The organism is Streptomyces sp. NPDC002537 (assembly GCF_053594975.1).
In genome coordinates this window covers 1-21,314 of sequence record NZ_JBSFWT010000072.1, presented here as the reverse complement: position 1 = coordinate 21,314, position 21,314 = coordinate 1, and the positions used below count along the sequence as shown (strand labels likewise).

The following is a 21,314-nucleotide window of genomic DNA, read 5'->3' as shown; positions in this document are numbered from 1 at the left end:
CAGGGCACTCGGTGAGGGGGTGTCACATTTCGCCGACTTCATGGGCTTGCCTCAACTGGTGGAATCGACTCGGGAGTTGCCTGACAACACGTCACGTTCCGACGGAGCACGGGTGCGTCCGGCCTGCCGCATCATGTCGCTTCTTTCGGAAAGGTTCTGATGTCCCGTAAGAGAATTGCTCTCACGTGCGCGGCCGTTGCCGTCGGGCTCGGCGCACTGGCCATCCCTCTCACCGCCAGCGCCGGCGCCGAGACCGATCTCAGCACCACCTGCGGTCTCGCCGACGGTGCGACGAAGTGGTGGGCGACGGGAAAGTTCGCGCTCAAGAACGAGGGGGACGCCTACGCCAAGGACTGGAAGCTGGAGTTCGAGCTGTCCGACGGGCAGGCCACGATCGACAACCCCTGGGCGTTCGGCCTCCGGCAGGAGGGCAAGCACGTCACGGTCACACCGATCGAGGACCGGGGCAACATCCCGGCCAGGGGTGAGCGCACCGTCAGCGTCGGTATCAACCCGTCCGGGAAAGCCGTTCCTCGCGTCACGAGCTGCTCGCTCGACGGCAGTGACTCCGGAGGGCCGGAGGACACCACACCGCCCACCGCTCCCGTGGAGAGCGGCTCCTTCGTCGTCGACCACCGGACCGTCCATGTGATGTGGAAGCCGTCGACCGACTCGGGCTCCGGGGTGGACAAGTACGAGATCTTCCGTGACGGCAAGCGGGCCAAGACCGTCGGCAGTGATCTCACGATGGCGAACATCGAGCAGCTGAAGCCGGACACCACCTACAGGTTCAAGGTCCGTGCCGTGGACGCGGCGGGCAACCGTTCCGAGTTCAGCAACGAGGTCTCGCTCAAGACCCATCCGGCGCCGGGCGACGAGGGCGAGAAGCCGACCATGCCGAAGAAGCTCGAGGGCACGGCCGCGGGGCCCCACCAGGTCTCCCTGCACTGGCAGGCCGCGAGCGACGGCGTCCCGGTCACGGGATACCGGATCTACCGGGACGGGAACAAGGCACAGGACGTGGACGGCAACGCCACGACCGCGACGGTCGGCGGCCTGAGCCCGGACACTGCCTACAAGTTCAAGGTCACCGCGGTCAGCGCTTCCGGCAAGGAGTCCGATCCGACCGACGAGATCTCCGTCAAGACCGCCGACGGCGGGGGAAGCGGCGGCAGTGCCCCGTCCGACTTCACGGCGGCCACGAGCCACAAGCGGGACGGGAACGTCACGCAGCACTACCTGGACCTCGGCTGGGGCGTCCCGCAAGGGCACGGCCAGATCACCACCTACCAGGTGTATCTGAACGGGAAGCACGCCCAGACCTTCATGTGGGGCAGCGGTGACGCGGTACTGCCGATTCCCGCGCGTACGGCGTCCCGTGAGGTGCTCGTCGGAGCCAACCCGGGCAAGACCTACAAGGTGAAGATCCGGGCCCGGCTCGGGGACGGCACATGGGGCGCATTCTCCGCCGAGAAGACCGTCACCACCGGCAACTGACCGCGCCCACGAAAACCAGGAGCCACCATCATGAGCAAGCGCCGTACCGCCGTGTCCCTCACCGTTCTCGGAGTCGTCCCGCTGGCCCTGACCACCCTGACGGCCGGTCCGGCCTCGGCGCACGGCGCCACGGCCGACCCGGTCAGCCGCGCCGTCGCGTGCGCCAAGGAGGGCTGGAATCCGGGCAACCCCGCGTGCAAGGCCGCGCTGGCGGTCAGCAGCGGCCAGATCGGGGACTGGAAGTCCGTCGTCCAGGGCCAGGCCATGGACCATTCCACCCCGTCCTCGTCCCCCCAGCACCGCAGACACATTCCGAACGGCAAGCTGTGCAGTGCCGCCAACCAGCAGTTCGCCGGCCTGGACCTGCCGCGTGCCGACTTCCCCTCGACCACGCTGCCGAGCGGGCAGGAGTACCGCTTCCAGTACGACGTCAGCGCGTTGCACAATCCGTACCGCATGGAGATGTACCTCACCAAGGACGGCTACGACCCGACGAAGCCGCTGAAGTGGTCGGATCTCGAGGACACACCGTTCCTCAGCGCCGACAACACCGCGGCCGTCACCGCGCCGCAGGGTTTCCTGGGCGCCAAGGCGTTCGACTTCAAGGCACAGCTTCCCCGGAAGCAGGGCAAGCACATGATCTACACGATCTGGCACGGCCTCAAGAAGCCGGACGGCTCCTTCCAGAGCCAGGAGGCCTTCTACTCGTGCTCCGATGTGGAGTTCAAGTGACGTAAGTGGCCGTGGCGTTGCCGAGGCAACGCGCGCTGAACGTGCCGGTGTCCCGCCCGAGGAGGCTCCGGGCGGGACACTGGCACGTGGGTGTCACCAGGTCGGCTTGCGGACCTGGCCGTATCCCCCGCCGCGCGGGCGGTCCTCGAAGTGCAGGTGGGCTCCGGTGACGTTGCCGGTCGTGCCGACCTTGCCGAGCGTCTGGCCCGCCTTGACCGTCTGGCCGGCCGCCACGCTCCGGGCGGAGAGGTGGCAGTAGACGTAGGTGCGGCCGTTGTCGGCGTTCAGGCCGATCCAGCTTCCGTAGGACTTGCCGTTCGCGTTGGACCACGCGATGGTGCCGGAGCGGACGGCCACCACAGGGGTTCCGGTGGGTGCCGCGTAGTCGTCGCCGGTGTGATAGCCGCTCGAATAGCGGGTGTTGCGCACTCCGTAGGCGTAGCTGACCCGGTGGCCGGGTACCGGGGACGGCACGGCGCCGCCGGACGGCTTGCTCCCCGACCCGGAACCGGAGGAGGAACTGCCGCCGGGTATGTCCTTGCCCTTGCCGTTGACCAGGTAGTCCCATGTCCGGGGGCCGGGGATGCCGTCCGCCGAACTCCCGGTCCAGCCTTGCGCCTGCTGGAACGCACGCGTGGCGTTGAGGTCCGCGTTTCCCCAACGGGGCCCGGCGGCCTGCTGGTAGAAGCGCTTGCCGCCGCGCTTGATCAGAAGCTTGCCGAGCCGGGTGATGTGCTCGTTGGACTTCCCTGACCCGAAACAATGTGCTCCGGGGAATCCGGTTGACATGTTTTCACTCCGTAATGGTGAGACCGACGGGTATCTGGATGAACCGACCGTGCTGCCGAAACTACCGACCAGGGGTGCTCTTCGCGGAAGGGCAGAGGTTGATTCGTCGCTGCGGATGTCGCCGGCGGCGCTACTTAGGTCGGGCGGCTGAAAGCGGCCGTGTCACGGGGCCCGGTTGCCCGACCGGCCATAAACCTTTTGCTTGTTTCCTAGCCTTTGGCAGGCAGCGTGCCGTGTTTCACCGGCATACGGTGGGCCCGGATGACAGGTAGCGGCAGCAGCTTCAACAAGCCCTGATCGAAACGACGATGGAATCATGACGTACGCCGAGAACGACTCACAGCCGAATACCGAAGGTGTCCGGATGCCCGCCGGCCCGGAATGGATGCGGCACGCAGCGTGCACGGGGACGGACCCCGCCGTCTTCTTCGCGACGGAGACGGCGGGACGGCAGAACGTCGCGAAGGCCGTGGCTCTCTGTTCCTCCTGCCCGGTGCTGGACATCTGTCGCCGGCACGCCGACGAGACGCCCGAGAGGTTCGGAGTCTGGGGCGGGAAAACGGCGTTCGAGCGAGGCTGGGACCGGTATGGCCTGAGCATGCGCAAGAGCCGGAGCGGCGGCGCACGCCCGGCGAGGCGGCGGAAGACGCGGCGGATCGTGTGACATCGCTCTGAACAAGCGGCTACGAGCCGGTTCGTGGCGAGAAGAGCCGGCCGAGCTTTCCGTATTCCGTCCTGACGGCCTCGAGTACGTCCGGGGCGGAGACGGGCCGCCCGGCGGCCGCTGCCACGAACGCCGCCGTTTCCACGGCGGACCGGATGGAACCGCCCGCGAGCGGGTATTCCCGGGCGATCTCGTCGATGTCGCAGGAGGACGCGTCCACGACGTCGGCCAGGTGCCTGCGCCAGAGTTCGGCGCGCACCGCTGCCCACGGGTGTGTGAACTCGATGACTTCGTCGAACCGGCGGATGAACGCGCTGTCCACATTGGCTCGCAGGTTCGTGGTCAGAACGGCCAATCCGTCGAACCGCTCCAGGCGTTGCAGGATGTAGCCGATCCGCAGATTGTCGTGCCGGTCGTTCGCGTCCTTGACCGCGCCGCGTCTGGAGAACAGGGTGTCCGCCTCGTCGAAGAGGACGACGCAGTCCAGTGCCTCCGCCGCGGAGAAGATCCGGTCGAGGTTCCTCTCGGTCTCGCCGAAGCTCTGCGACACCACGGCGGGCAGGCTGACGACGTACAGGTCGAGTCCCAGGTCCCCCGCGACCGCCTCCGCGGCCATCGACTTCCCGGTGCCGGATTCACCGGCGAAGAGCGCGGTCGTCCCCCGGCCGCGGCCACGCCGCAGCCGGGGGCCGCCGAGCACCTCTTCGCGCTTCCGGACGCGGAGGACCAGCATGTCCAGCCGGTCCCGTACGTCATCGGGCAGGACCAGGTCCTGGCGGTCCACCTGCGGCGGGATGCGCTCGGCGAACTGTTCGAGGCTGCGTGCGGCATGGCCGCGTGCGAGTGCTCGCGCGGTCTGCGGCGCGAGTGTCCCGCCATGGAGTGCGGCGTCGCGTCGGGCGATGTCGACGACCGCGCCTGCCGCCGTGGTGAGGGGATGTGTCCGGCCGGTGTCACCGCGGAGGTCGAACGTGGCCCGGGGAACGGTCTTCCACAGTCTCTCCTGCCACGCGTCGCTGCCGTACAGCAGCACCGGGAGCGGGCCGCGGGCCAGGCCCGCGATCAGTCGGCTCAGGGCGGGGACGGCGGGGTCGTCCGCCTCCGCGTAGACGGGAACGATGATCCCGCCTTGCGACAGGCGCCCTTCCAGCAGGATGCCGTCCAGCAGTTCTTTCCCGGTGTGCTCCAGGTCGAAGGGGTCCAGGAGCAGAGGTGTCCGGCCGGTGGCGTAGAGGGCGGTGCTCGCGGTGGGCAGTGCCGCGCCGGTGATGTCTTCGCGCAGGTAGAGAGTTGCCGCCGGATCCGCGTTGAGCTGGGTGGTGAGTGCGTCAATGTCCGCGTCCTGCGGGATGTGGGGCAGGAGCGGCAGCGGCCCGAGGCGGGTTCCCTTGCACACGTCGGGCTTGCCGGTGCCGTCCATGAGGTGGCTGAGCACCCGGTCGGGAACCCGTAGGGAGCGTTCGGTGAAGGGGACGGACGGATCGTCGAAGACGATCAGTCCGCCGGACAGCAGCGGGGCGTCCTCGCGCAGCAGGCCGCTCGCGATCGCCGAGGCGGGGGTGACACCGATGAGCCGCAGGCCCATGGCGGCGGTCGGCCGGGAGGACGGGCCGAGCATCCGGAACGCGGCGGCGCAGTCGGAGCTGATGTCGGGCAGCACGGCGGTGACGAACAGGTCGGCCTCGGCCGGGCTCAGCCGGAACTCGCGGCACAGCTCGGCGAAGGGATCCTCCCTGCCGTAGACGGCGGGCTGTTCGTAACCGTCGTACGCCGCCTCGAGCCAGTCGTCGGTGAACTGCACGGGCGTGTTCGACGTCCTGGCCACGTACAGGCGCCGTAGCCGGTCCTGCAGCTCGGCGATGCGGCTTTCCCAGAGAGTTGAGGTCACGTGATCTCCTCGACGTTGCGCCGCGGCCGTGCCGCGCCACGGGGCATGGGCAGGGTGCCCTGGACGGGGCGTGGGCCGATCGGCCGGGCCGTGAGCGTCAGCCCGCGGACGGGCTCGGTGGTCACGGCGGTGTCGGGCCTGTCGACGGGCACCGTCACGAGCAGGTCGAGTGCCGGCCTGGCGGGAGTTCCCAGGCCGGTCCAGAGCCTGGAGACGGGCGTCTCCGCGCCTTCGGCGTTCTCGCGCAGTTTCAGGGAGAGACCGCGCCCGGCCGTCCGGTCCGCGTACGGCATGAGGTCCTCGGTGCGTACGCACCACTCCAGCAGCGTGCCCAGCATGCGGTGCTCGTCCTGGGGGGACCGGCCCCATACGGTCAGCGCGTAGCCGAGGCGGAAGAAACGGCTCGGGCTGCCGTAGCCCACCACCACGCCCTGCTCGTCGATGACGCTGCTCTCACCGGACCGGCGCCTGGTGGCGTCCTCCTCGATCCCGTAGAGAAAGGCGTTCACGCACGGTCCCGAGCGCCGGGCGGCCCAGTCGGAGTCCGGTGTGTCGAAGACGACCTGTGCGTTGCTCCCGTGCAACGGGCCCTGCAGCAGCGCCGTTTCGAGGGCCTTGTCGACGTGCTGGACAAGGCTCACCTGGTCGTCCCCGTGGTGGGTCGCGACGGTGGGGCCGCACCGTCCTCGACCGTGATGTCGGCCGTGACGTGGGCCGGAATCCACTGTCTCACCAGGTTCCGGATGTCCTCGGCCACTCCGGCGCGCCCGGACGGCATGCCCTGCGGCAGCACGACCCGCACCTGCGCCCACGCCCCGCGGCCCTCCGCCGTGTCGGGGGACTCGGGCGACACGGTGCAGTGTGTGCCGCCTGATTCGGTGATCTCCACCTGGCCGCCGACCACCTCGCGGACCAGCAGTTCGAGCCCTTCCCTCGTGCCGCACAGCCCGTGCAGGCGCCGGCCGAGCAGGAGTGCGTCGCGCCTGCCGGTGGCTCCGACGCAGGCGGGGAGCGAGGTGTGGGTCCAGCGCAGCATCCAGGTGACGAAGTCGTCCGGTGCCGTTCGCGGGTCGAAGTAGGCGTCGAGGCAGTCGAGAGCGGTGATCACCGGGGCGAGGGTGTCGTCGAACCCGGCGATGAAGCGGTCGGCGAAGTCTCCCTGCCGGTAACTTTCCGGCAGGATGGCCCGCAGTGACCGGCTCCCGGGTACGAGCGGAGGTACGGCCGGGGTGTGCCTCGGGGATGCCGGTCCCGAGGGCCGGGGATGTCCGTGCATGGTGTCTTCCGTCAGTCGTCAGGCGGTCCGGGACCGTCAGAGGTTTTCCTTCACCGCGACCTGGTGCCGGTGGGAGAGGAACAACGTGGCCGGGCCGATGTCGATGCGGTCCGTGGCGGGCTGCCGCTCTCCGGTGGCGATGTCCACCGGGTACATCGCCAGCTCGACGACCGACTCCACGTCCTCGCTGCGCGCCGTCACGGCGTACAGGTCGCTCAGCCGCAGCGCCCGGCCGAGCGGCCAGCCGGGCCGGTCGTCCCGCGCGACGGGCAGGGGGCTGAGGCATTCGTACAGTGCGCGCAGCACGTTCTCCTGAACTTCCCGGCTGTCGGCGCCCGTCACCGCCTCGACCTCGGCCACGACGGTGACCCCCTGGTAGGCGGGGCCGCTGACGGAGACCATGACGCCGATCGGGCGTGCGGCCTCGACGGCCCTGGTGACCGACGTCAGCATCGCCTGCGACGGCACCAGGCTCCGTCGGCTCTCCTCGTCGCGCGTGTCCTCCGCCTGGGGAACGACCAGGACGCGTACCAGACCCGGTGTCTCCGATTCCGCGGGTTCGGCCACGCACTCGATCCGGCCCGCCTCGCGGCACGCGGCGGCCGCGATCGTCTCGTAGTCGTGTGCGGTCACGGCCCGGTCCTGGGTGCGCAGCCACCGGCTCGCCCGCTGGCGCACGCTGTCCACCGACTCGGCGTCCACACCGCCGGTCGCGCTGTCGCGGTTCTCCACCCTGGCGACGAGTGCCAGCGGGGTGCGCAGGACGGACAGGGTGGACGCGGCGACGTTGCCCGTCCGGCCGCCGCCCCGCTGGTAGGCACCGGCCGTGATCCGGGCGCCGATCTCGGGGATGGCGCCGTACTGGCGCACTCCGCCGTCCGGCTGCCGGATCGCCGGGCCGAAGCGGACGGTGCCGCTCACCTCGTCGACCGTCACATGCCGGTCCTCCGGGGCGGAGTCGGCGAACGACGGCACCGCCGTCCAGGTCTGCGGCCCGGAGCCGGTGTCGACGGTCACCGTGCGGAGGGAATCGGAGACGACGGGCGTCTGGTGAACGGTGAAGTTCTGTCCGGGTGTTCCGTCGGAGATGCCGAGTTCGTCGTGCGGGACCTTCTCGCCCGCCACGGCGGTGGTGGTCCCGCCGATCGTGTACGCCTCCACCGCCCTGACCTCGGGCGAGGAGGGGTACGGCGGCCGGCCGGGCGCCGGCTCGGTCACCCGGCAGCGCAGCCATCCGGCGCGGCGGTGCCCGACGGGGTGGAGGACGTGTCCCTCCGGGACGTGCAGGACGATCTCGCCGGCCCGGCCGAGCCCGCCCGTGCTGTCGCTCTCGATCTCGCACGTCACCCAGCCCTCGCAGCACAGGGCCTCCCAGATGCGCGGCGGCCTGTCGGGGTCCATGGCCGCGCCGTCCATCGAGCAGTCCACGCGCAGGGTGACCACGCAGCGCGGCACGGCCCGGGTCAGGCCGATGAGCAGGCCGTCGCCGGGAACGGGTGGCTCGGCGAAGCAGGTGACCGGCTCGCCCGCCAGGAATTCCTCGGTGGCCAGTTCGGCGGCCTGGCCGGCCGGTGCGGTACCGATGTGCAGCAGCGTGGAGGGCACCACCTCGAGTTCCCGGTCGACGGTGAACACAGTGGCGGGCGCGCTCCCCGTGCAGGGTGTGGCGACCTCGGTGCCCACCGGTACGGTCACGACCGCGTCCTGCGGGGCGGAGAGCCTGAAGGTCAGTTCGGTGCGCGCCGCCTGGGGCGCTGTCGGCCGGACGCCCAGCAGGTTCAGGAAGTCGAGGTGGATCTTCTCGGGCACCCTGTTGAGCCGGTACGACAGTTGGTCGACCATCTGCGCGAACGCTTCGATCAGCGCGACGCCGGGGTCGGAGACGTTGTGGTCCGTCCACTCCGGGCAGCGGCGCTGGATGAAGCGCTTGGCGTCGTCGACGAGGTCCTGGAACCGGCGGTCGTCCAGGTGGGGGCTAGGCAGAGACATCGGTATCCCTCCGGGAGGCGTCAGGGGTGTGCTCGGGGGACGGCCCCTCGCTCTCGTGGGCAGGGATCACGTAGAACGGATGGACAAGATTCCGGCGGCTGTTGGTGCTCGCCAGGCGGTAACCGATGTGGATGAGCAGGACCTCCTCGTACTCGGCCGCCGGGACGACGCCGACGTCGTCCACGACGATGCGGGGCTCCCAGCGCTCCAGGGCCCGCCGCACTTCCTGGACGATCGCCCCGCTGGTGGAGGCGTCGAAGGAGCCGAAGACCTTGTCCCGGATCGCGCAGCCGAACTCCGGCCGCATGGGCCGCTCGCCCGGTTCGGTGCCCAGGACGAGGCGGATCGCCCGCTCGACGTCGTGCGAGCCCTCCACCATCGCCATGCCACCGGATGCGCTCACGCCCAGGGGGAAGGCCCAGCCCCGGCCGGTGAAGAGGTCGGACACGCTCAGCCGCCGATCATGACGGTGGGGCAGCCGCCGACGACGGCCGCGCCGCACGGCAGCTTGGCGCCCGTCACCGCGGCGGGCTGACCGCCGATCAGCACGGTCCTGCCGGGCGTCGGAAGGACGACCAGTGGCATCGGGGGCAGTGGTGGTACGTGTCCCGGGAAGGCGCAGCTCGACAGCGCCCCGGTCACCGCGGCGGGCCGGCCGCCTATCAGGACGTTGACGGCCATGGGCGGCCCGGTCACGGCACCCGTCCCGGCGGGAACGGGGACCGGGGTCGGGTTGGGGATGTGCGAGGTGGCGTCACCGACGCGCACAGCGGCTGGCAAGGTCACTTCTCCTGTTCCGGCGTGGTGGCCGTTCTCATGTTCATGTGGCGGCGCCCGGCCATCAGTTGATCTTGACGAGGGCGGCGGAGATCTCCGTGAGCGCACCGCCCTTGACCTTTACCGCCCCGTTCGCGGACACCCGCATGTCGGCGGTCGCGGCCAGCTCGACCTTGGCGCCGGAGAGCTTGATGTCCCCGGTGGCGCTCAAGTCGATCGTCTTGCCGCGGAGTTCCAGCGGTGCCTGTCCGGCGTTCAGGGTGATGCCCCGGCCGGCCGTGATCTCGACTGTTCCGTCGCTCTGGACGGAGACGAGGGTGTTGTGCTGATCGAGCCGGATCTGCACCTTGCCGTCACCGGTGACGAGCGTGGCGCCCATGCCCTTGGCACCCGCGTCCAGCAGTTCGAGGCGGTGCCCTTCCTTGGAGGCGAAGGACCGGCGGTTGCCGATGCCCGTGGAGTCGTGCAGGTCCAGGCTGTGCGGTGCGAGCTTGTCGACGCCGTTGCAGAGCCCGCCGATGACGTAGGGCCGGTCCAGACTGCCCTGTTCGAAACCGATGAGTACTTCGTCGCCCTGTTCCGGCAGGACCACGCCGTGGCCCTTGCTGCCGCCCAGCTGAACGGTGCGGGCCCATGTGCTCACATACGCGTGCTTGTCGCCCTCGGGCTGTTCCGGTGCGAGCCAGGGCAGGCTCACCCTGACCCGGCCCTGTTCCGTCGGGTCCTGGGTGTTGACGACCTTGCCCGTGTGAAGGCCGAAGAAACGGCGCAGGCCCGCTTCGTGGTCGCCGGGGCGTCCGCCGACCGTGCGGTCGGCGCCCTCGTTCACCGTGAGCTCGGTCAGGTATCCGTCGTCCGGGTGGAACTCGTGCCGGACGGAAGTGACCGTGTAACAGCCCTCGAACCGTTTGCCGAGTCCGGTGACGGACACCGCCGAACGCAGCCGGAGGCGTGGCTCGCCGCGCACCACGGCGCGCAGTTCCGTGAGCCCGGCGGCGATCTCCTGTGCCATGGCGTCGGCGACCTGCTCGACTTCGTACTGCGTCGAGCGGGGCAGGCCCGGGAGCAGCAACGGCTCCCCGCGCACCGTGCGGGCGTCCGCCTGCCACGCGGTGTCGCGGGCGGGGGTCGTGGTGGGCGCGCGGTCCGCGACGAGTTCTTCCTTGCGCCCGGGGTCCCAGCCGCGTACCGACACCCCGGTGACCTGGTCGCGCAGTGTCGCGGCGGAGGTGACCTTGAGCAGGTTCTGGCCGAATTCCAGGGCGAACGGGCTCTGCCGGGCGGGTGTTCCCTTCGCGGGCGCGTCCGAGGCGTTCGCCGTCTTCCTGAAGTGCAGTTCGCCGGCGCGGACGAAGACGTCGCAGCCGTTCTCGCGCGCGAGGTGGGTCAGGAAGTCCCAGTCGGACATGGCGGGCTGGGTCAGGAACTCGTATGTCACCGGGGTGCTGTCGATCTCTCCTGTCCGCAGACCCGCGAGCTTCGCGATCTCCTCGGCGATCCGGCCCGCCGTCATGCTCTCCCACGCACGTGTCCGGGTGCCGCGCCGGAGCCGGTGCGCGTGGTCCTCGGCCCGGATCACGGTGAAGACCCCGGTGTGCGCCGCTCGTGCCTCGCAGTCCGTGACCTCGCCCTCGAAGAGGTCATGGGTGCCTTCGGAGGTGACGGCGACCAGTTCGAGAGTGCTTCCGAGTCCGATCCCGGACCCGGCGGGAAAGGCGGCCCGGTAAGGATCCCGGAAGCCGATTTCCGCGGCCGCCGGCGTGCGGCTGTTCTCCGCTACGGACGCCCAGGCCAGCGCGGTGTCGAAGGTCGGCGGCAAGCGGCGTCCGTCGACCCGTACGCTCAGCCCGGCGGTGTGGCGCTCGGCCATGTGAGGCCCTTTCCTCTGGTGTGCCGACGGGGTTCCGGCACGGTCACTGGTCGGTGCCTCCGGGCAGCAGCAGTACCCGACCGGGCTCTATTTTCGAGGGGTCGTCCACGTCGTTCAGCTCCGCGATACGACGCCAGTCCGCGGGGCGGCCGCTGTTGCGGGCCGCGACGGACTGCAGTGAATCCCCCCGGACGAACACACAGGACTGCCGGAACGCGGGCGATCCCGATGTGGGGTTCTGTCCCTTGGCCACGCTGCCGATCTCTTCCAGAGAGATCTCGCACACCGCCCTCAGCGGGTTCCCTTGGGCGGAGAAGCGGGTGTAGGTCGCTTTGACCGCGCAGAGGAACGAGACGAACGAGACCGATTCGAAAGCACCCCAGCGGAACTTCGCCCAGGGCGGCGAAGGCTGCTCCGCGTGCAGGCTCTCCTCGGTCGGTGCGCAGAACTCCAGCAGTTTGGAGACCCGTTCGTCGACCGAGCTGTTCCGGGGGTCCGGGTCATCGAGTATCACGGTCATCGCGAGGGTGCGCGGTTTGCTGCCGGTGAACTCCGGTACGGCGGCGTGCGGGGCGGAGCGGCTGTTGTGGCGTACCCAGGAGGCTTCCTTCACCAGCGCCAGCTCGGCCGGGTTGAACTGGAGCGGGATCTCCTCGAGAAGTGCACCGGGGTCCGTGCCGCCGCCGCTGGGCGGCGCGTAGAACTCGAGTACCGCACCCACCATTTTTTCATGACCGGCCTCCGACATGCTTCCTCCCTTCCCGGATCGTCACTCGGGAATCAACTCTTCGCGGTGCCGGGCAGACCGCTGATGAAGCCCTCGTGGATGATCTCCACCTCCTCCATCGGCTTACCGCCTCCACCGGCATCCAGGATCGGACCACGCCACGCCACCGGCATGGCGTTCAACAGATCCCATTGCAGGACCGTCTTCCCGCTGGAATCCAGGCACGCGATCCCCATGGTGATGCGCTGTGCCTTTCGCGCTGTTTCCTGTACCCACTCGCAGGTCCTCATGGCGTCTGCCGTCAACGGCCTGGTGAGCGTCAGCGGCGGGTATGTGAGGTGTTTCGGCAGATACCGGAGGGAGTCGTTGACCCCGCCGTCGCTGAACTCGTCCAGGACGACCGAACACGCCAGTCCCGTGCATTGGGTGAAGAATCCCCAGTGGTTCTTGTCGATCGACAGGGAAAATTTATGTACGGCCAGTACCTCTTCAGCCACTGCTCATCCCTTCGTCGGCGAGAAGACCGTCGGGAACGCCCCCGTTCGCCCCCGCCGCCATGCCGATCGCCGGTGTGCGGGAGAGGCGGCCGGGCGCCGGAGTGGTGATCCGAGACACCTGATCGGTACGGAACTTCCCCGCGCGCGGCCGCAGTTCGATCACGGTCGCGCCCGTCCCGGCGGCGCCCGCCGCGGCCATGGGGGCAGTCGGCCGCACACGGAACAGCGGGACGACGACTCGGTTTCCCGTGTCCGGAGGCGAGCTGTCGGCCCCGGCCGGGTCGGCCGAGGCGTCAGCCGTCCGATCGGGCAGCCCTTGGACGTGGGAGGTGACTCGGGGCTCCCGCGCCCACTCCGGTGCGTCCGCCGACGGCTCGCGCCGGGTCCGGGATCTGTTCCCCCGGCGGCGAGGCTGCGCCACCGGGCTGCCGGGAACGCCGGGCGGTACGCCGTCCGGCGGCTCGCCCCGCGGCCGTTGGTCGGCCGGCCACAGCAGCTCCGCCGCGCCCCTGCGCCGGAGGAATTCCGTGGTGTTCCGTGTCTCCGTGGCCGCTCTGAAGATCAGGGGTGGCTCCGGGTCGATCAGTGTGAACTGTTTCCCGGACAGCCGGTGGTCCCGCCACGCGGGCAGCCGCGCGGTCATCTGCCGCACCTCGGTCACGGGCCGCATGCCGGCTGTCAGGAGGCCCATGGTTCCGGGCAGCACCGCGGGGACACGCACGGTGGCGGGCAAGGCGTCGCCACCGTCGGCTTCGGGCGCGGCCGACGCCTCGTCGGCGACCGGATGGCGCGCCCCGAACACCCAGTGCAGCATGTCTCAATTCCCGTCTGTCGGAGTCCGGTTGATGTCCTCGATCTGACGGATGTAGCGCCGTCGGTGGATGTGTTCCAGATCGAGCAGCTCGGCATGGGGCCAGTGGAGGTGAAAGGCGAGGTACGCGATCTCGGTGTGCAGGGCGTCGGCCGCGTACGTCTTCATTCCCCCAGGCGGCTCCCCATGTCGATCTCGAATTCGTGCCGGCAGTCGGGGCACACGGTCGAGGCGAGCGACGAGCCATCGGTGTTGATCTTCTCGTAGAACCGTTGCAGGAACGCCAGGTCCACCGCGAACATCTGCTCCACGATCCTGGCGTCGACGTCGGTCATACTGCCGAGCCTGGTGATCAGACGGCCGAGCAGAACGACGGACAGATAGGCCGGGTTCTCCCGCACGCGCATATCGCCGAGGGGCAGCAGCTCGTCGCGTGCGGTCGCCAGCCGCATCATGCCCGAACGGTGCACGACCCCCTGCGCGTCCATATAGCCGCGGGGCAGCATGAAGGGGAATTCCGTACGGAATTCGGCGAACCCGGCCCGCGGAGCCTCGGTCGTACGGGACGGAGGAGGCGTGGGATCCGAGAAGTGCTCCCCCGCCGCACCGACAGGAGGCCCCTCGGTCACGCGCCTCCGTCTCACGTGAACGCGATCCTGTCGCACTCGATGACGACCGTCTCGTCCACCTCGGACCCGTTCTCCGCCGCGGTGAGCTCGCCGGCGCTCCACTTGCTCACCCAGGCGTCGTAGAGCGTGGCCGTGCGCTTGACGGTTCCCTCGCTGTTCATGAGCTCGATGGTGACGTTCTTCTTCGCACCGTCGACCTTGTCCGCCCGGGACATCGCGATCCAGTCGGTGAGGTCCTTGCTCTGGTCCATGCCCCGGACAAGAGTGATGCTGGGCGGGGTGATCTTCCCCGGGGTCTTGGTGACGAAGTGCGCCCCGGTGGCTCCCCTGACCTGATAGCTGGTGACGACCTCCACCTCGAGGCTCAGCCCACTGACGCTCTTCAGGGTCTCCAGCAGGATGCCGTCGATCTGGATCCTGAAAATATCGTTCCGGACCGTACTGCCGAGCTTGTTGTTCTGCACCTTGTTTTCCCTTGTCTTCGTGCGGACGGAAATCGAAAGAACCGGCCAGGGCATTACTCTCCGGCTGCTGCCCCGGCCAGCGACTCCTGGGAGATCCGGAACACGACGAACTCGGCCGGCTTCACCGGGGCGACACCGATCTCGCAGACGACCTGTCCGGATGCGATGACCTCCGGCGGGTTGGTCTCCTCGTCGCACTTGACGTAGAAGGCTTCGGCGGAAGTGCTGCCGAAGAGCGCGCCCCGGCGCCACTCATTGGTGAGGAACGCGGTGACATTGCGGCGGATCGTGGACCACAGCCGCTCGTCGTTCGGCTCGAAGACGACCCACTGCGACCCGAGGTAGACCGACTCCTCCAGGTAGTTGAAGAGGCGCCGGACGTTCAGGTAGCGCCAGGCCGGGTCGCTGGAGAGCGTACGGGCGCCCCACACCCGGATGCCCCGCCCGGGGAAGCTGCGGATGCAGTTCACGCCCGCGGGGTTGAGCTGCTCCTGCTCCCCCTTGGTGACCTGGATACCGAGGTCCAGCACTCCGCGCAGCACCTCGTTCGCCGGGGCCTTGTGCACACCACGGGCCTCGTCGTTGCGGGCCCAGAGGCCGGCGACATGGCCCGAGGGCGGCATCATGAAGCCCTTGCCGGAGGACGGGTCCGCCACCCTGATCCACGGGTAGTACAGGGCCGCGAACTTCGAGTCGAAGCCCGCCTCGTTCTGCCGCCACTCGTGGACCTCGGCAGGGGTCATGCCCGGCAGCGGGTCGAGGATGGCCATGCGGTTGGCCATGTTCTCGCAGTGGTCGATCATGGCCAGCTGAATGGCCTTCACCTGCTCGCGGTCGAGCGTGCCGCGCTCGTACGCGCCCATGAGGTCGGGGGCGACCAGCATGGTCACGTCGTCGATCGCCTCCAGGCCCGACAGGCCGGAGCGGCTGCTCACCTCGCCGATGTAGTGACCCACCGTGTCCTCGGTGGTGTCGGCCGCCTCGGCGACGTCGGCGGTGTCGGCGGCATCACTGGCATCCGCGGCAGCGGGGGCATCGGCGGTATCGGGGGCATCGGTGGCCGAGGGGTTCAGCGCTACGGAGGACTGCTCGGGCAGTTCGAGCGCGTCGCCGGGGGCGGCAGCCTCCTCGAACGCGACGAGCTTGGAGCGCTTGCGGACCTGCCGCACCACGTACTGGGGCGACGTCTTCACGCTGGAGACCTCGAAGGTCTCCACCGGGGAGCCGTCCACGTTGACCGTCAGGGTGTAGACGTCGGCCGGGTCCGCGGTGGCGCCGTCCGCGGCCTTGGCGGCCTTGCCCGACTTGGGCTTGTCGCCGCCGGCGCGGGTCGCCTTGACCCCTGTTCCGGTATCCGTACCCGGTCCCGTGTCCGCGTCGGTCTCCGTTCCCGTGTCCGTGCCCGCGTCCGCCTCCGGGCCTGTCCCGACGCCCGCGTCCTGGCCGGCCGGCTTGCGCTGGATGTCCACCGAGATCTCTCGCTCGGCGGCGGCGGGCAGTGCGGTCACCCGGAACCCGCCCAGCACCTGGGCTGCCGGTGCGGCCTCTTCATCGGCCTCGGCCCCGTCATCGGTCCCGTCATCGGTCCCGGTCTCGATCTCGGCAGCGGCCCCGTCGGCAGCCTCGACCTCGTCATCGGTCTCGGCACCGGCACCGGCACCGGCACCGGCACCGGCACCGGCACCGGCGGCAGCCTGAGTGCCGACGCGTACGACGTAGCAGGTCCCGCCGCCGTTGGCGAAGTACCCGTAGACGGAGTACCCGAGATAGGAACCGTCGGTGAACTCACCGAAAGTCTTGGTGAACTGGTTCCAGTTGGTGATCCGGACCGGCTCGTTCAGCGGTCCCTGTTCGGCGAAGCCGACGAAGGCGGCCACGGAGGTGGCCACGCCCTCCACCGGACGAGAGCCACCCGCGACCTCTTCCATGAACACACCGGGGGCCAGGTAGTTCGCCATCCAGTCCTCTTTCTTCCAAAATCTCGGCGGGAATCTTTTTCACAGCCCGCGCTTTCCCTCCTCCGGGCAGGAGGGACCGTCAACTCGGCACGGATATCAGGACATTCGACGGAGCCGTCGACGGGCGGAGGACCGTTCCCTGAATCATCGTCATGACGTTCCAGGCCTGTCAAACGGAAAGAACTGCCGAAAAGAAAACTCCACCTCTGCGCCACCATCGTCCCTGATGACATCAACCTTGGATACCGGAAATCAACATTTCACGGCTGGCGCGGCGGCATTTCACGCGTGCGCCTAAAAGATCCTGAACAGTCTCCGTTCGGCCTGCCCCTATCACCCTTCGGCCGTGGCGGCGGCCGATCGCTGTCCTAGCCTGTGCGTATGCGACTGAGTGGTGTGATAAAGCCCGACCGGCCCTTGCTCGTACTGGCCGTGGAGAAAGAGGCGGCCCATCTCGACGGGACCATGCCGGTGCTGCTCACCGGTATGGGCAAGGTCAACGCCGCCGCCGCGCTCGCGACCGTCCTCGGTCGGGGACCCCTGCCGTCCGTAGTGGTCAACCTCGGTACCGCGGGTGCGCTCCGGGACGGGCTGCAGGGAACCCACGAGGTGAGCCGTGTGATTCAGCACGATCTCAATACGGCATTCCTCTACACGCTCACCGGCCGGACATACGGGGCGCCCCTGCCGGTGGGTGACAGCGGGCCGGTCCTGGCCACCGGGGACAGCTTCATCTCCGACGAGGCGGCACGTGAACGGCTCGCCGCGCACGCGGACCTGGTCGACATGGAGGGCTATGCCCTGGCGGCTGTCGCCCGGAAGCTCGATGTCCCCATACGGCTCGTCAAGCACGTCAGCGACGAGGCCCGGGAAGGCGCTGCCCGGACATGGCGGGAGTCCGTCGACGACTGCGCCAAGGAATTGGCGGCCTGGGCCCGCGACAACCTGAATTGAGCCGCCGCCGAGGTCGGCCGACAGCGAAAAGCGAAACCGCCGCGGGGCCGGTGCGGTTCGGAGGTACTCTGCCCCGGCGTACGCCGATGAACAGGGTAAGGATGATGACTCGTGACATGGCTCGATGAACTGGTGGCAGGCGCGCGGCAGGACGCCCAGCTACGGCAGGAGGCCAAGCCCCTGTTCGTGGTGAAGGAGGAGGCCAATCGGCTCCCCGCGCCCCGCGATGTCCTCTCCTTGTGGACCGGCCCCGACGTGGCGGTGATCTGCGAGGTGAAGCGTGCGAGCCCCTCGAAGGGACGGCTCGCCGACATTCCCGCTCCCGCGCGCCTGGCGGCCGAGTACGCACAGGGCGGAGCAGCGGCGATCAGTGTGCTCACCGAGGGCCGGCGCTTCCAGGGTTCGCTGGCGGATCTGGCCGCGGTACGGGGCGCCGTCGGCATTCCCGTGCTGCGCAAGGACTTCATCGTCTCCTCGTACCAGCTGTGGGAGGCGCGCGTGTGCGGGGCCGACATGGTTCTGCTGATCGTGGCGGCGTTGAGCGACGAGCATCTCGCCGAGCTCCACCGGCTCACCACGGATCTCGGTATGACGGCGCTGGTCGAGGTCCACAACGAGGAGGAAGCCGTACGGGCGGCCGCCCTCGGGGCCCGGATGATCGGTGTGAACGCCCGTGATCTGAAGACGCTCGAGGTGGACCGGGGCACATTCGCCCGCGTGGCGCCCCTGCTGCCCGGATCGGCCCTGAAGGTGGCCGAGTCCGGTGTGCGGGGTCCGCAGGACGTGAGCGCCTACGCGGCGGCCGGGGCCGACGCGGTCCTGGTCGGTGAGGCCGCGGTGACCGGCGAGGACACGGCCCTCACGGTGGCCGGGCTGGTCGCCGCGGGCCGGGGTGGGCGAGGCGGCCGGTGAGCACACCTCTCTTCATCAAGATCTGCGGTCTGCGCACGGCACCGGATGTGGAGGCCGCCGTGCGGGCCGGTGCCGACGCGGTGGGGTTCGTCCTCACCGAGAGCCCGCGCCGCGTCGACGCCGTCACCGCACGGAACTTGGCGCGGGCCGTGCCCGACGACGTGCTGACCGTGGGTGTCTTCCGGGGGCAGTCCTTGGACGAGGTGCGCGCCCTGGCCGACGCCAGTGGGGTCCGGGCCGTCCAGCTTCACGGTGACGAAGGCGGCGAGTACTACACGGCTCTGCGCAAGCCGGGACGGACACTCATCCGGGCGGTCGCCGCACGGGGACAGCGGCACCAGGCCGGTGAACTCGGTGAGGATCTCCTGCTGCTCGACGCTCCCGCACCCGGTGCGGGCAAGCCCTGGGACTGGTCCTCCCCGGACTTCGAACCGCCCGTCGGGCACTGGCTGTTGGCCGGTGGCCTGACCGTGGAGAACGTCGGGGAAGCGGTCCGTGTCACCGCCCCGTGGGGCGTGGATGTCTCCAGTGGTGTGGAGCGGGAGCGGGGTGTGAAGGATCCGGAGCTGATCGCGTCCTTCGTCCGGGCGGCTCGCACCGCGAGGTGAGAGCCCGCTCCGACGGAGCCCGAGCCCTGAGCCGCCCGGACGGACCGGGGTGTACGGCTCAGGGCCGCTCGGGGCCGGTTATCGGTTTGCCGTGGGCGTCGAAGGGCCAGACATTCGGGGCGCACCCCTCAAGCCCTTTGATCTGTTGCATCATGGCCGGTGCCGGTTTCCCCTTGCCCGGACATCCCACATGCCCGTATCCGAGGAAGTGCCCCACCTCGTGATTGATGATCAGGGCCCGGTATGCGGGAATGTCGTCCTTGTAGGTCTCGGTGGCCAGCAACCATCGTTTGAGGTTCACCACCACATTCTTTCCGACACGGCAGTTGACCTCCCCGCCCGTGTCCAATCCGTACTCACCGCAAATACTGTCGGCCGTTTTCGGTGTCGCCACCCGCACGATGAAGTCGAAGTCGTCGCCCGGTGTCCGCCGGAACTTCCACTTGCCCTCGGCGGTCCAGCCACGCTCATGCCCCAGGATGTCGTCGACCTCGGACGCGGCATCGCCCGGGGCGACGCCTATGCTGTCCTCGACCTCGACCTGATAGCGGAGTAGTTGCCCGCTGCTGCCCTTGTCGCCGCCTTGCCCCTTCGCGCGGGTGAACACCCCTGTGCCAGAGGAGGGAATGGCGGTCGGGGTGGGAACGGCGGCCGGAGTAACTTTCGGTTCAGGCGTCTCGGCCTGCTCCTTGAGCGCCTCCGGGGATGCCGCACCGGGTGAGGATGCTCTGCCGCTGCCAGGACCGAATTCCCTGGCCATCAAGGTCAGGGCCGCGACCGGCAGCAGGGAGAGGAGCAGGACGCGCCGGGGCCCGCGTGCCCGTGCCCGCCTTCGGCCGCGCCGGGCCGGGGGACGTCTGTGACGCGTGGGACTAGGGGCCTGAGCCATGGAATCAGCCTCGGTGGATATTTTTCCGGCTCAGTGACCGAAACATGACGGTTGTGTGGCAGTTCGCCCCGGAAGCGGTCAGCCTGCGGTGCGGGGGATGCGTTGGTTCCAGGTCCGGTGGAAGACGGTCTTGTCGCCTTCCTGGCAGGTCACCTCGTTCGCGGTGAGGAAGTTGTCCGTGTCGGCGGTGATCTCCGAGCGGGTCCGGATCGTCACGTCCCAGCCAAGATCCGGCCGGTGCAGGCGGATCGTCCAGTCCGAGCGGGTGTGGGCGGAGAGGGGGTCGTGTTCGTGGATGGTGTAGGTCTCCAGGGCGTCTTCGGTGTATTGCAGGCCGTCGGGGTAGAGGCGGGTGCCGCCGTAGCGGGGGTCGGCTTCCAGGCGCCAGGTTCCGGCGGCGACGTCGCGTACGATACGGCGTTCCGGCCGCTGTTGCTCCGGCTCGGGGAAGACGACGCCCAGGGGGGCCGACTGTTCGGGCTCGGCGAAGGTGATCGTGTCGGTGGTGGGTGTGCGGACCGGGAGTTCCAGGGTGCTGCCGTCGGGGTGCAGGGTGAAGCCCGCGCTGCCGGGCTGGGGCCAGATCCACGGCCAGTACGCGGAGGAGACGGCCAGGCGGATGCGGTGGCCGGGCGGGAAGGCGTGGCCGATGGCGTTGAGCTCGAACTCCACGTCCTCCACGGTGTTTTCGGGCCAGGGTTCGGTGCGGTCACGGCCGTGGCGGGCGGTGAGGTTGAGTGCGCCGCGGGTGATGAGGGTGGAGGAGCCGTCCGGTGCGACGTCGCAGAGGCGGGCGATGGCCTGGCCGCGGGGGGCGTGGGAGCGCAGGCGCAGGCGTACGCGGGGGCGGCCGAGGATCTCGATGGGCCCGTCCTTGGGGACGGGGAAGTCGAAGCAGGCCGACTTGGCGTCCTCGTCGCGCTGGTCAGGCGGCAGGTCGGCGGTGTTGCCGAAGGGGAAGAAGCGGCCGGCGTCCAGGCCGGTGTGCATCGGGGAGTTCACCTCGACGGGGGCGCCGGGCAGGGGGTACGAGGTGGGTGTGATGTGGGGTGAGGGCCAGGTGGGGTCGCCTACCCAGCGGCCGGGCAGTTCGGGGTAAGTGGTGGCCGGCGGGTGGGACTGGCTGATCCACGAGCGGAGTCTGGGCTCGGCCATGATGCCGGTGTCTTTGCCCTTGAGGTGCTGGTCGAACCAGCGCAGGGTTTCCTGGAGGAAGCCGATGGCGGGGCCGGGTGGCAGTCCGCGGTCGGGGTACTGGTGCGACCAGGGGCCGATCAGGCCGGCTGCCGGGCCGGGCAGGTGCTCGACCAGGCGCAGGACGGTGTCGCGGTAGGGGTCGTGCCAGCCGCCGACGGCGAGGACCGCCGCGCGGATGGTGGAGTA

Annotated in this window: 23 protein-coding genes; 6 read left to right on the top strand and 17 right to left on the bottom strand. The window is 69.5% G+C overall.

What is annotated here, in order from left to right; all coding sequences use genetic code 11:
* Positions 1-159 precede the first annotated feature (159 nt).
* Positions 160-1,497 (top strand): fibronectin type III domain-containing protein, encoded by a 1,338-nt coding sequence (locus ACWD4A_RS26855; RefSeq protein WP_451197828.1) that lies wholly within the window; start codon positions 160-162, stop codon positions 1,495-1,497.
* Between the two features lie 30 nt (positions 1,498-1,527).
* A complete protein-coding gene (locus ACWD4A_RS26850) occupies positions 1,528-2,229 on the top strand; it encodes a lytic polysaccharide monooxygenase auxiliary activity family 9 protein (RefSeq protein ID WP_451197827.1) in 702 nt (233 codons plus the stop codon).
* Positions 2,230-2,322: 93 nt separating this feature from the next.
* Here ACWD4A_RS26850 and ACWD4A_RS26845 read toward each other — a convergent pair whose 3' ends face one another.
* On the bottom strand, positions 2,323-3,018 hold the full coding sequence (locus ACWD4A_RS26845) for a peptidoglycan-binding protein (RefSeq protein ID WP_451197826.1): 696 nt from the start codon (positions 3,016-3,018) through the stop codon (positions 2,323-2,325).
* 316 nt (positions 3,019-3,334) lie between these two features.
* On the opposite strand from ACWD4A_RS26845, the gene ACWD4A_RS26840 reads away from it, so the two are divergent.
* Positions 3,335-3,682: a WhiB family transcriptional regulator gene (locus tag ACWD4A_RS26840; protein WP_451197825.1), complete on the top strand. Its 348-nt coding sequence runs from the start codon at positions 3,335-3,337 to the stop codon at positions 3,680-3,682.
* 19 nt (positions 3,683-3,701) lie between these two features.
* Here the strand turns inward: ACWD4A_RS26840 and ACWD4A_RS26835 are convergent, their stop codons facing one another.
* The 14 genes from ACWD4A_RS26835 to ACWD4A_RS26770 form a co-directional block, all read right to left on the bottom strand.
* Complete coding sequence (locus ACWD4A_RS26835) at positions 3,702-5,570, bottom strand: ATP-binding protein (protein WP_451197823.1); 1,869 nt, start codon at positions 5,568-5,570, stop codon at positions 3,702-3,704.
* Positions 5,567-6,211 (bottom strand): DUF4255 domain-containing protein, encoded by a 645-nt coding sequence (locus tag ACWD4A_RS26830; RefSeq protein WP_451197822.1) that lies wholly within the window; start codon positions 6,209-6,211, stop codon positions 5,567-5,569. Before ACWD4A_RS26830 ends, ACWD4A_RS26835 begins: the two co-directional genes overlap by 4 nt.
* Positions 6,208-6,846, bottom strand: coding sequence for a hypothetical protein (locus ACWD4A_RS26825; RefSeq protein WP_451197821.1), 639 nt, complete (start codon positions 6,844-6,846; stop codon positions 6,208-6,210). The genes ACWD4A_RS26830 and ACWD4A_RS26825 overlap by 4 nt, the downstream gene beginning before the upstream one ends.
* A gap of 36 nt (positions 6,847-6,882) precedes the next feature.
* On the bottom strand, positions 6,883-8,835 hold the full coding sequence (locus tag ACWD4A_RS26820; RefSeq protein ID WP_451197820.1) for a putative baseplate assembly protein: 1,953 nt from the start codon (positions 8,833-8,835) through the stop codon (positions 6,883-6,885).
* A complete protein-coding gene (locus ACWD4A_RS26815) occupies positions 8,822-9,283 on the bottom strand; it encodes a GPW/gp25 family protein (protein WP_451197819.1) in 462 nt (153 codons plus the stop codon). The genes ACWD4A_RS26820 and ACWD4A_RS26815 overlap by 14 nt, the downstream gene beginning before the upstream one ends.
* A 2-nt stretch (positions 9,284-9,285) precedes the next feature.
* Positions 9,286-9,615 (bottom strand): PAAR domain-containing protein, encoded by a 330-nt coding sequence (locus ACWD4A_RS26810; RefSeq protein ID WP_451197818.1) that lies wholly within the window; start codon positions 9,613-9,615, stop codon positions 9,286-9,288.
* A gap of 61 nt (positions 9,616-9,676) precedes the next feature.
* Entirely contained in the window at positions 9,677-11,482 is a 1,806-nt protein-coding gene (locus tag ACWD4A_RS26805) for a VgrG-related protein (RefSeq protein WP_451197817.1), read from the bottom strand.
* Between the two features lie 43 nt (positions 11,483-11,525).
* Positions 11,526-12,230: a CIS tube protein gene (locus ACWD4A_RS26800; protein WP_451197815.1), complete on the bottom strand. Its 705-nt coding sequence runs from the start codon at positions 12,228-12,230 to the stop codon at positions 11,526-11,528.
* A gap of 32 nt (positions 12,231-12,262) precedes the next feature.
* Positions 12,263-12,706: a phage tail protein gene (locus ACWD4A_RS26795; RefSeq protein WP_451197814.1), complete on the bottom strand. Its 444-nt coding sequence runs from the start codon at positions 12,704-12,706 to the stop codon at positions 12,263-12,265.
* On the bottom strand, positions 12,699-13,520 hold the full coding sequence (locus tag ACWD4A_RS26790) for a hypothetical protein (protein WP_451197813.1): 822 nt from the start codon (positions 13,518-13,520) through the stop codon (positions 12,699-12,701). Before ACWD4A_RS26790 ends, ACWD4A_RS26795 begins: the two co-directional genes overlap by 8 nt.
* Positions 13,521-13,523: 3 nt before the next feature.
* Positions 13,524-13,685: a DUF6760 family protein gene (locus ACWD4A_RS26785; RefSeq protein ID WP_451197811.1), complete on the bottom strand. Its 162-nt coding sequence runs from the start codon at positions 13,683-13,685 to the stop codon at positions 13,524-13,526.
* Positions 13,682-14,146, bottom strand: coding sequence for a hypothetical protein (locus ACWD4A_RS26780; RefSeq protein ID WP_451197810.1), 465 nt, complete (start codon positions 14,144-14,146; stop codon positions 13,682-13,684). The genes ACWD4A_RS26785 and ACWD4A_RS26780 overlap by 4 nt, the downstream gene beginning before the upstream one ends.
* An 11-nt stretch (positions 14,147-14,157) precedes the next feature.
* Positions 14,158-14,610 (bottom strand): phage tail protein, encoded by a 453-nt coding sequence (locus tag ACWD4A_RS26775; RefSeq protein WP_451197808.1) that lies wholly within the window; start codon positions 14,608-14,610, stop codon positions 14,158-14,160.
* Between the two features lie 53 nt (positions 14,611-14,663).
* A complete protein-coding gene (locus tag ACWD4A_RS26770) occupies positions 14,664-16,568 on the bottom strand; it encodes a phage tail sheath subtilisin-like domain-containing protein (protein ID WP_451197806.1) in 1,905 nt (634 codons plus the stop codon).
* A gap of 381 nt (positions 16,569-16,949) precedes the next feature.
* Here ACWD4A_RS26770 and ACWD4A_RS26765 point away from each other — a divergent pair, with 381 nt between their 5' ends.
* The 3 genes from ACWD4A_RS26765 (at position 16,950) to ACWD4A_RS26755 (ending at position 19,042) form a co-directional block, all read left to right on the top strand.
* Positions 16,950-17,522: a nucleosidase gene (locus ACWD4A_RS26765; protein WP_451197804.1), complete on the top strand. Its 573-nt coding sequence runs from the start codon at positions 16,950-16,952 to the stop codon at positions 17,520-17,522.
* 111 nt (positions 17,523-17,633) lie between these two features.
* Positions 17,634-18,434: an indole-3-glycerol phosphate synthase TrpC gene (gene trpC, locus ACWD4A_RS26760; RefSeq protein WP_451197803.1), complete on the top strand. Its 801-nt coding sequence runs from the start codon at positions 17,634-17,636 to the stop codon at positions 18,432-18,434.
* A complete protein-coding gene (locus ACWD4A_RS26755) occupies positions 18,431-19,042 on the top strand; it encodes a phosphoribosylanthranilate isomerase (RefSeq protein WP_451197801.1) in 612 nt (203 codons plus the stop codon). Before trpC ends, ACWD4A_RS26755 begins: the two co-directional genes overlap by 4 nt.
* A 58-nt stretch (positions 19,043-19,100) precedes the next feature.
* Here ACWD4A_RS26755 and ACWD4A_RS26750 read toward each other — a convergent pair whose 3' ends face one another.
* The gene (locus tag ACWD4A_RS26750) at positions 19,101-19,802 is read right to left on the bottom strand and encodes a DUF3152 domain-containing protein (protein WP_451197800.1); all 702 of its coding nucleotides are present in this window, start codon (positions 19,800-19,802) and stop codon (positions 19,101-19,103) included.
* A gap of 207 nt (positions 19,803-20,009) precedes the next feature.
* Positions 20,010-21,314: CocE/NonD family hydrolase (locus tag ACWD4A_RS26745; RefSeq protein WP_451197798.1), on the bottom strand; the 1,305-nt coding region annotated here is incomplete at its 5' end.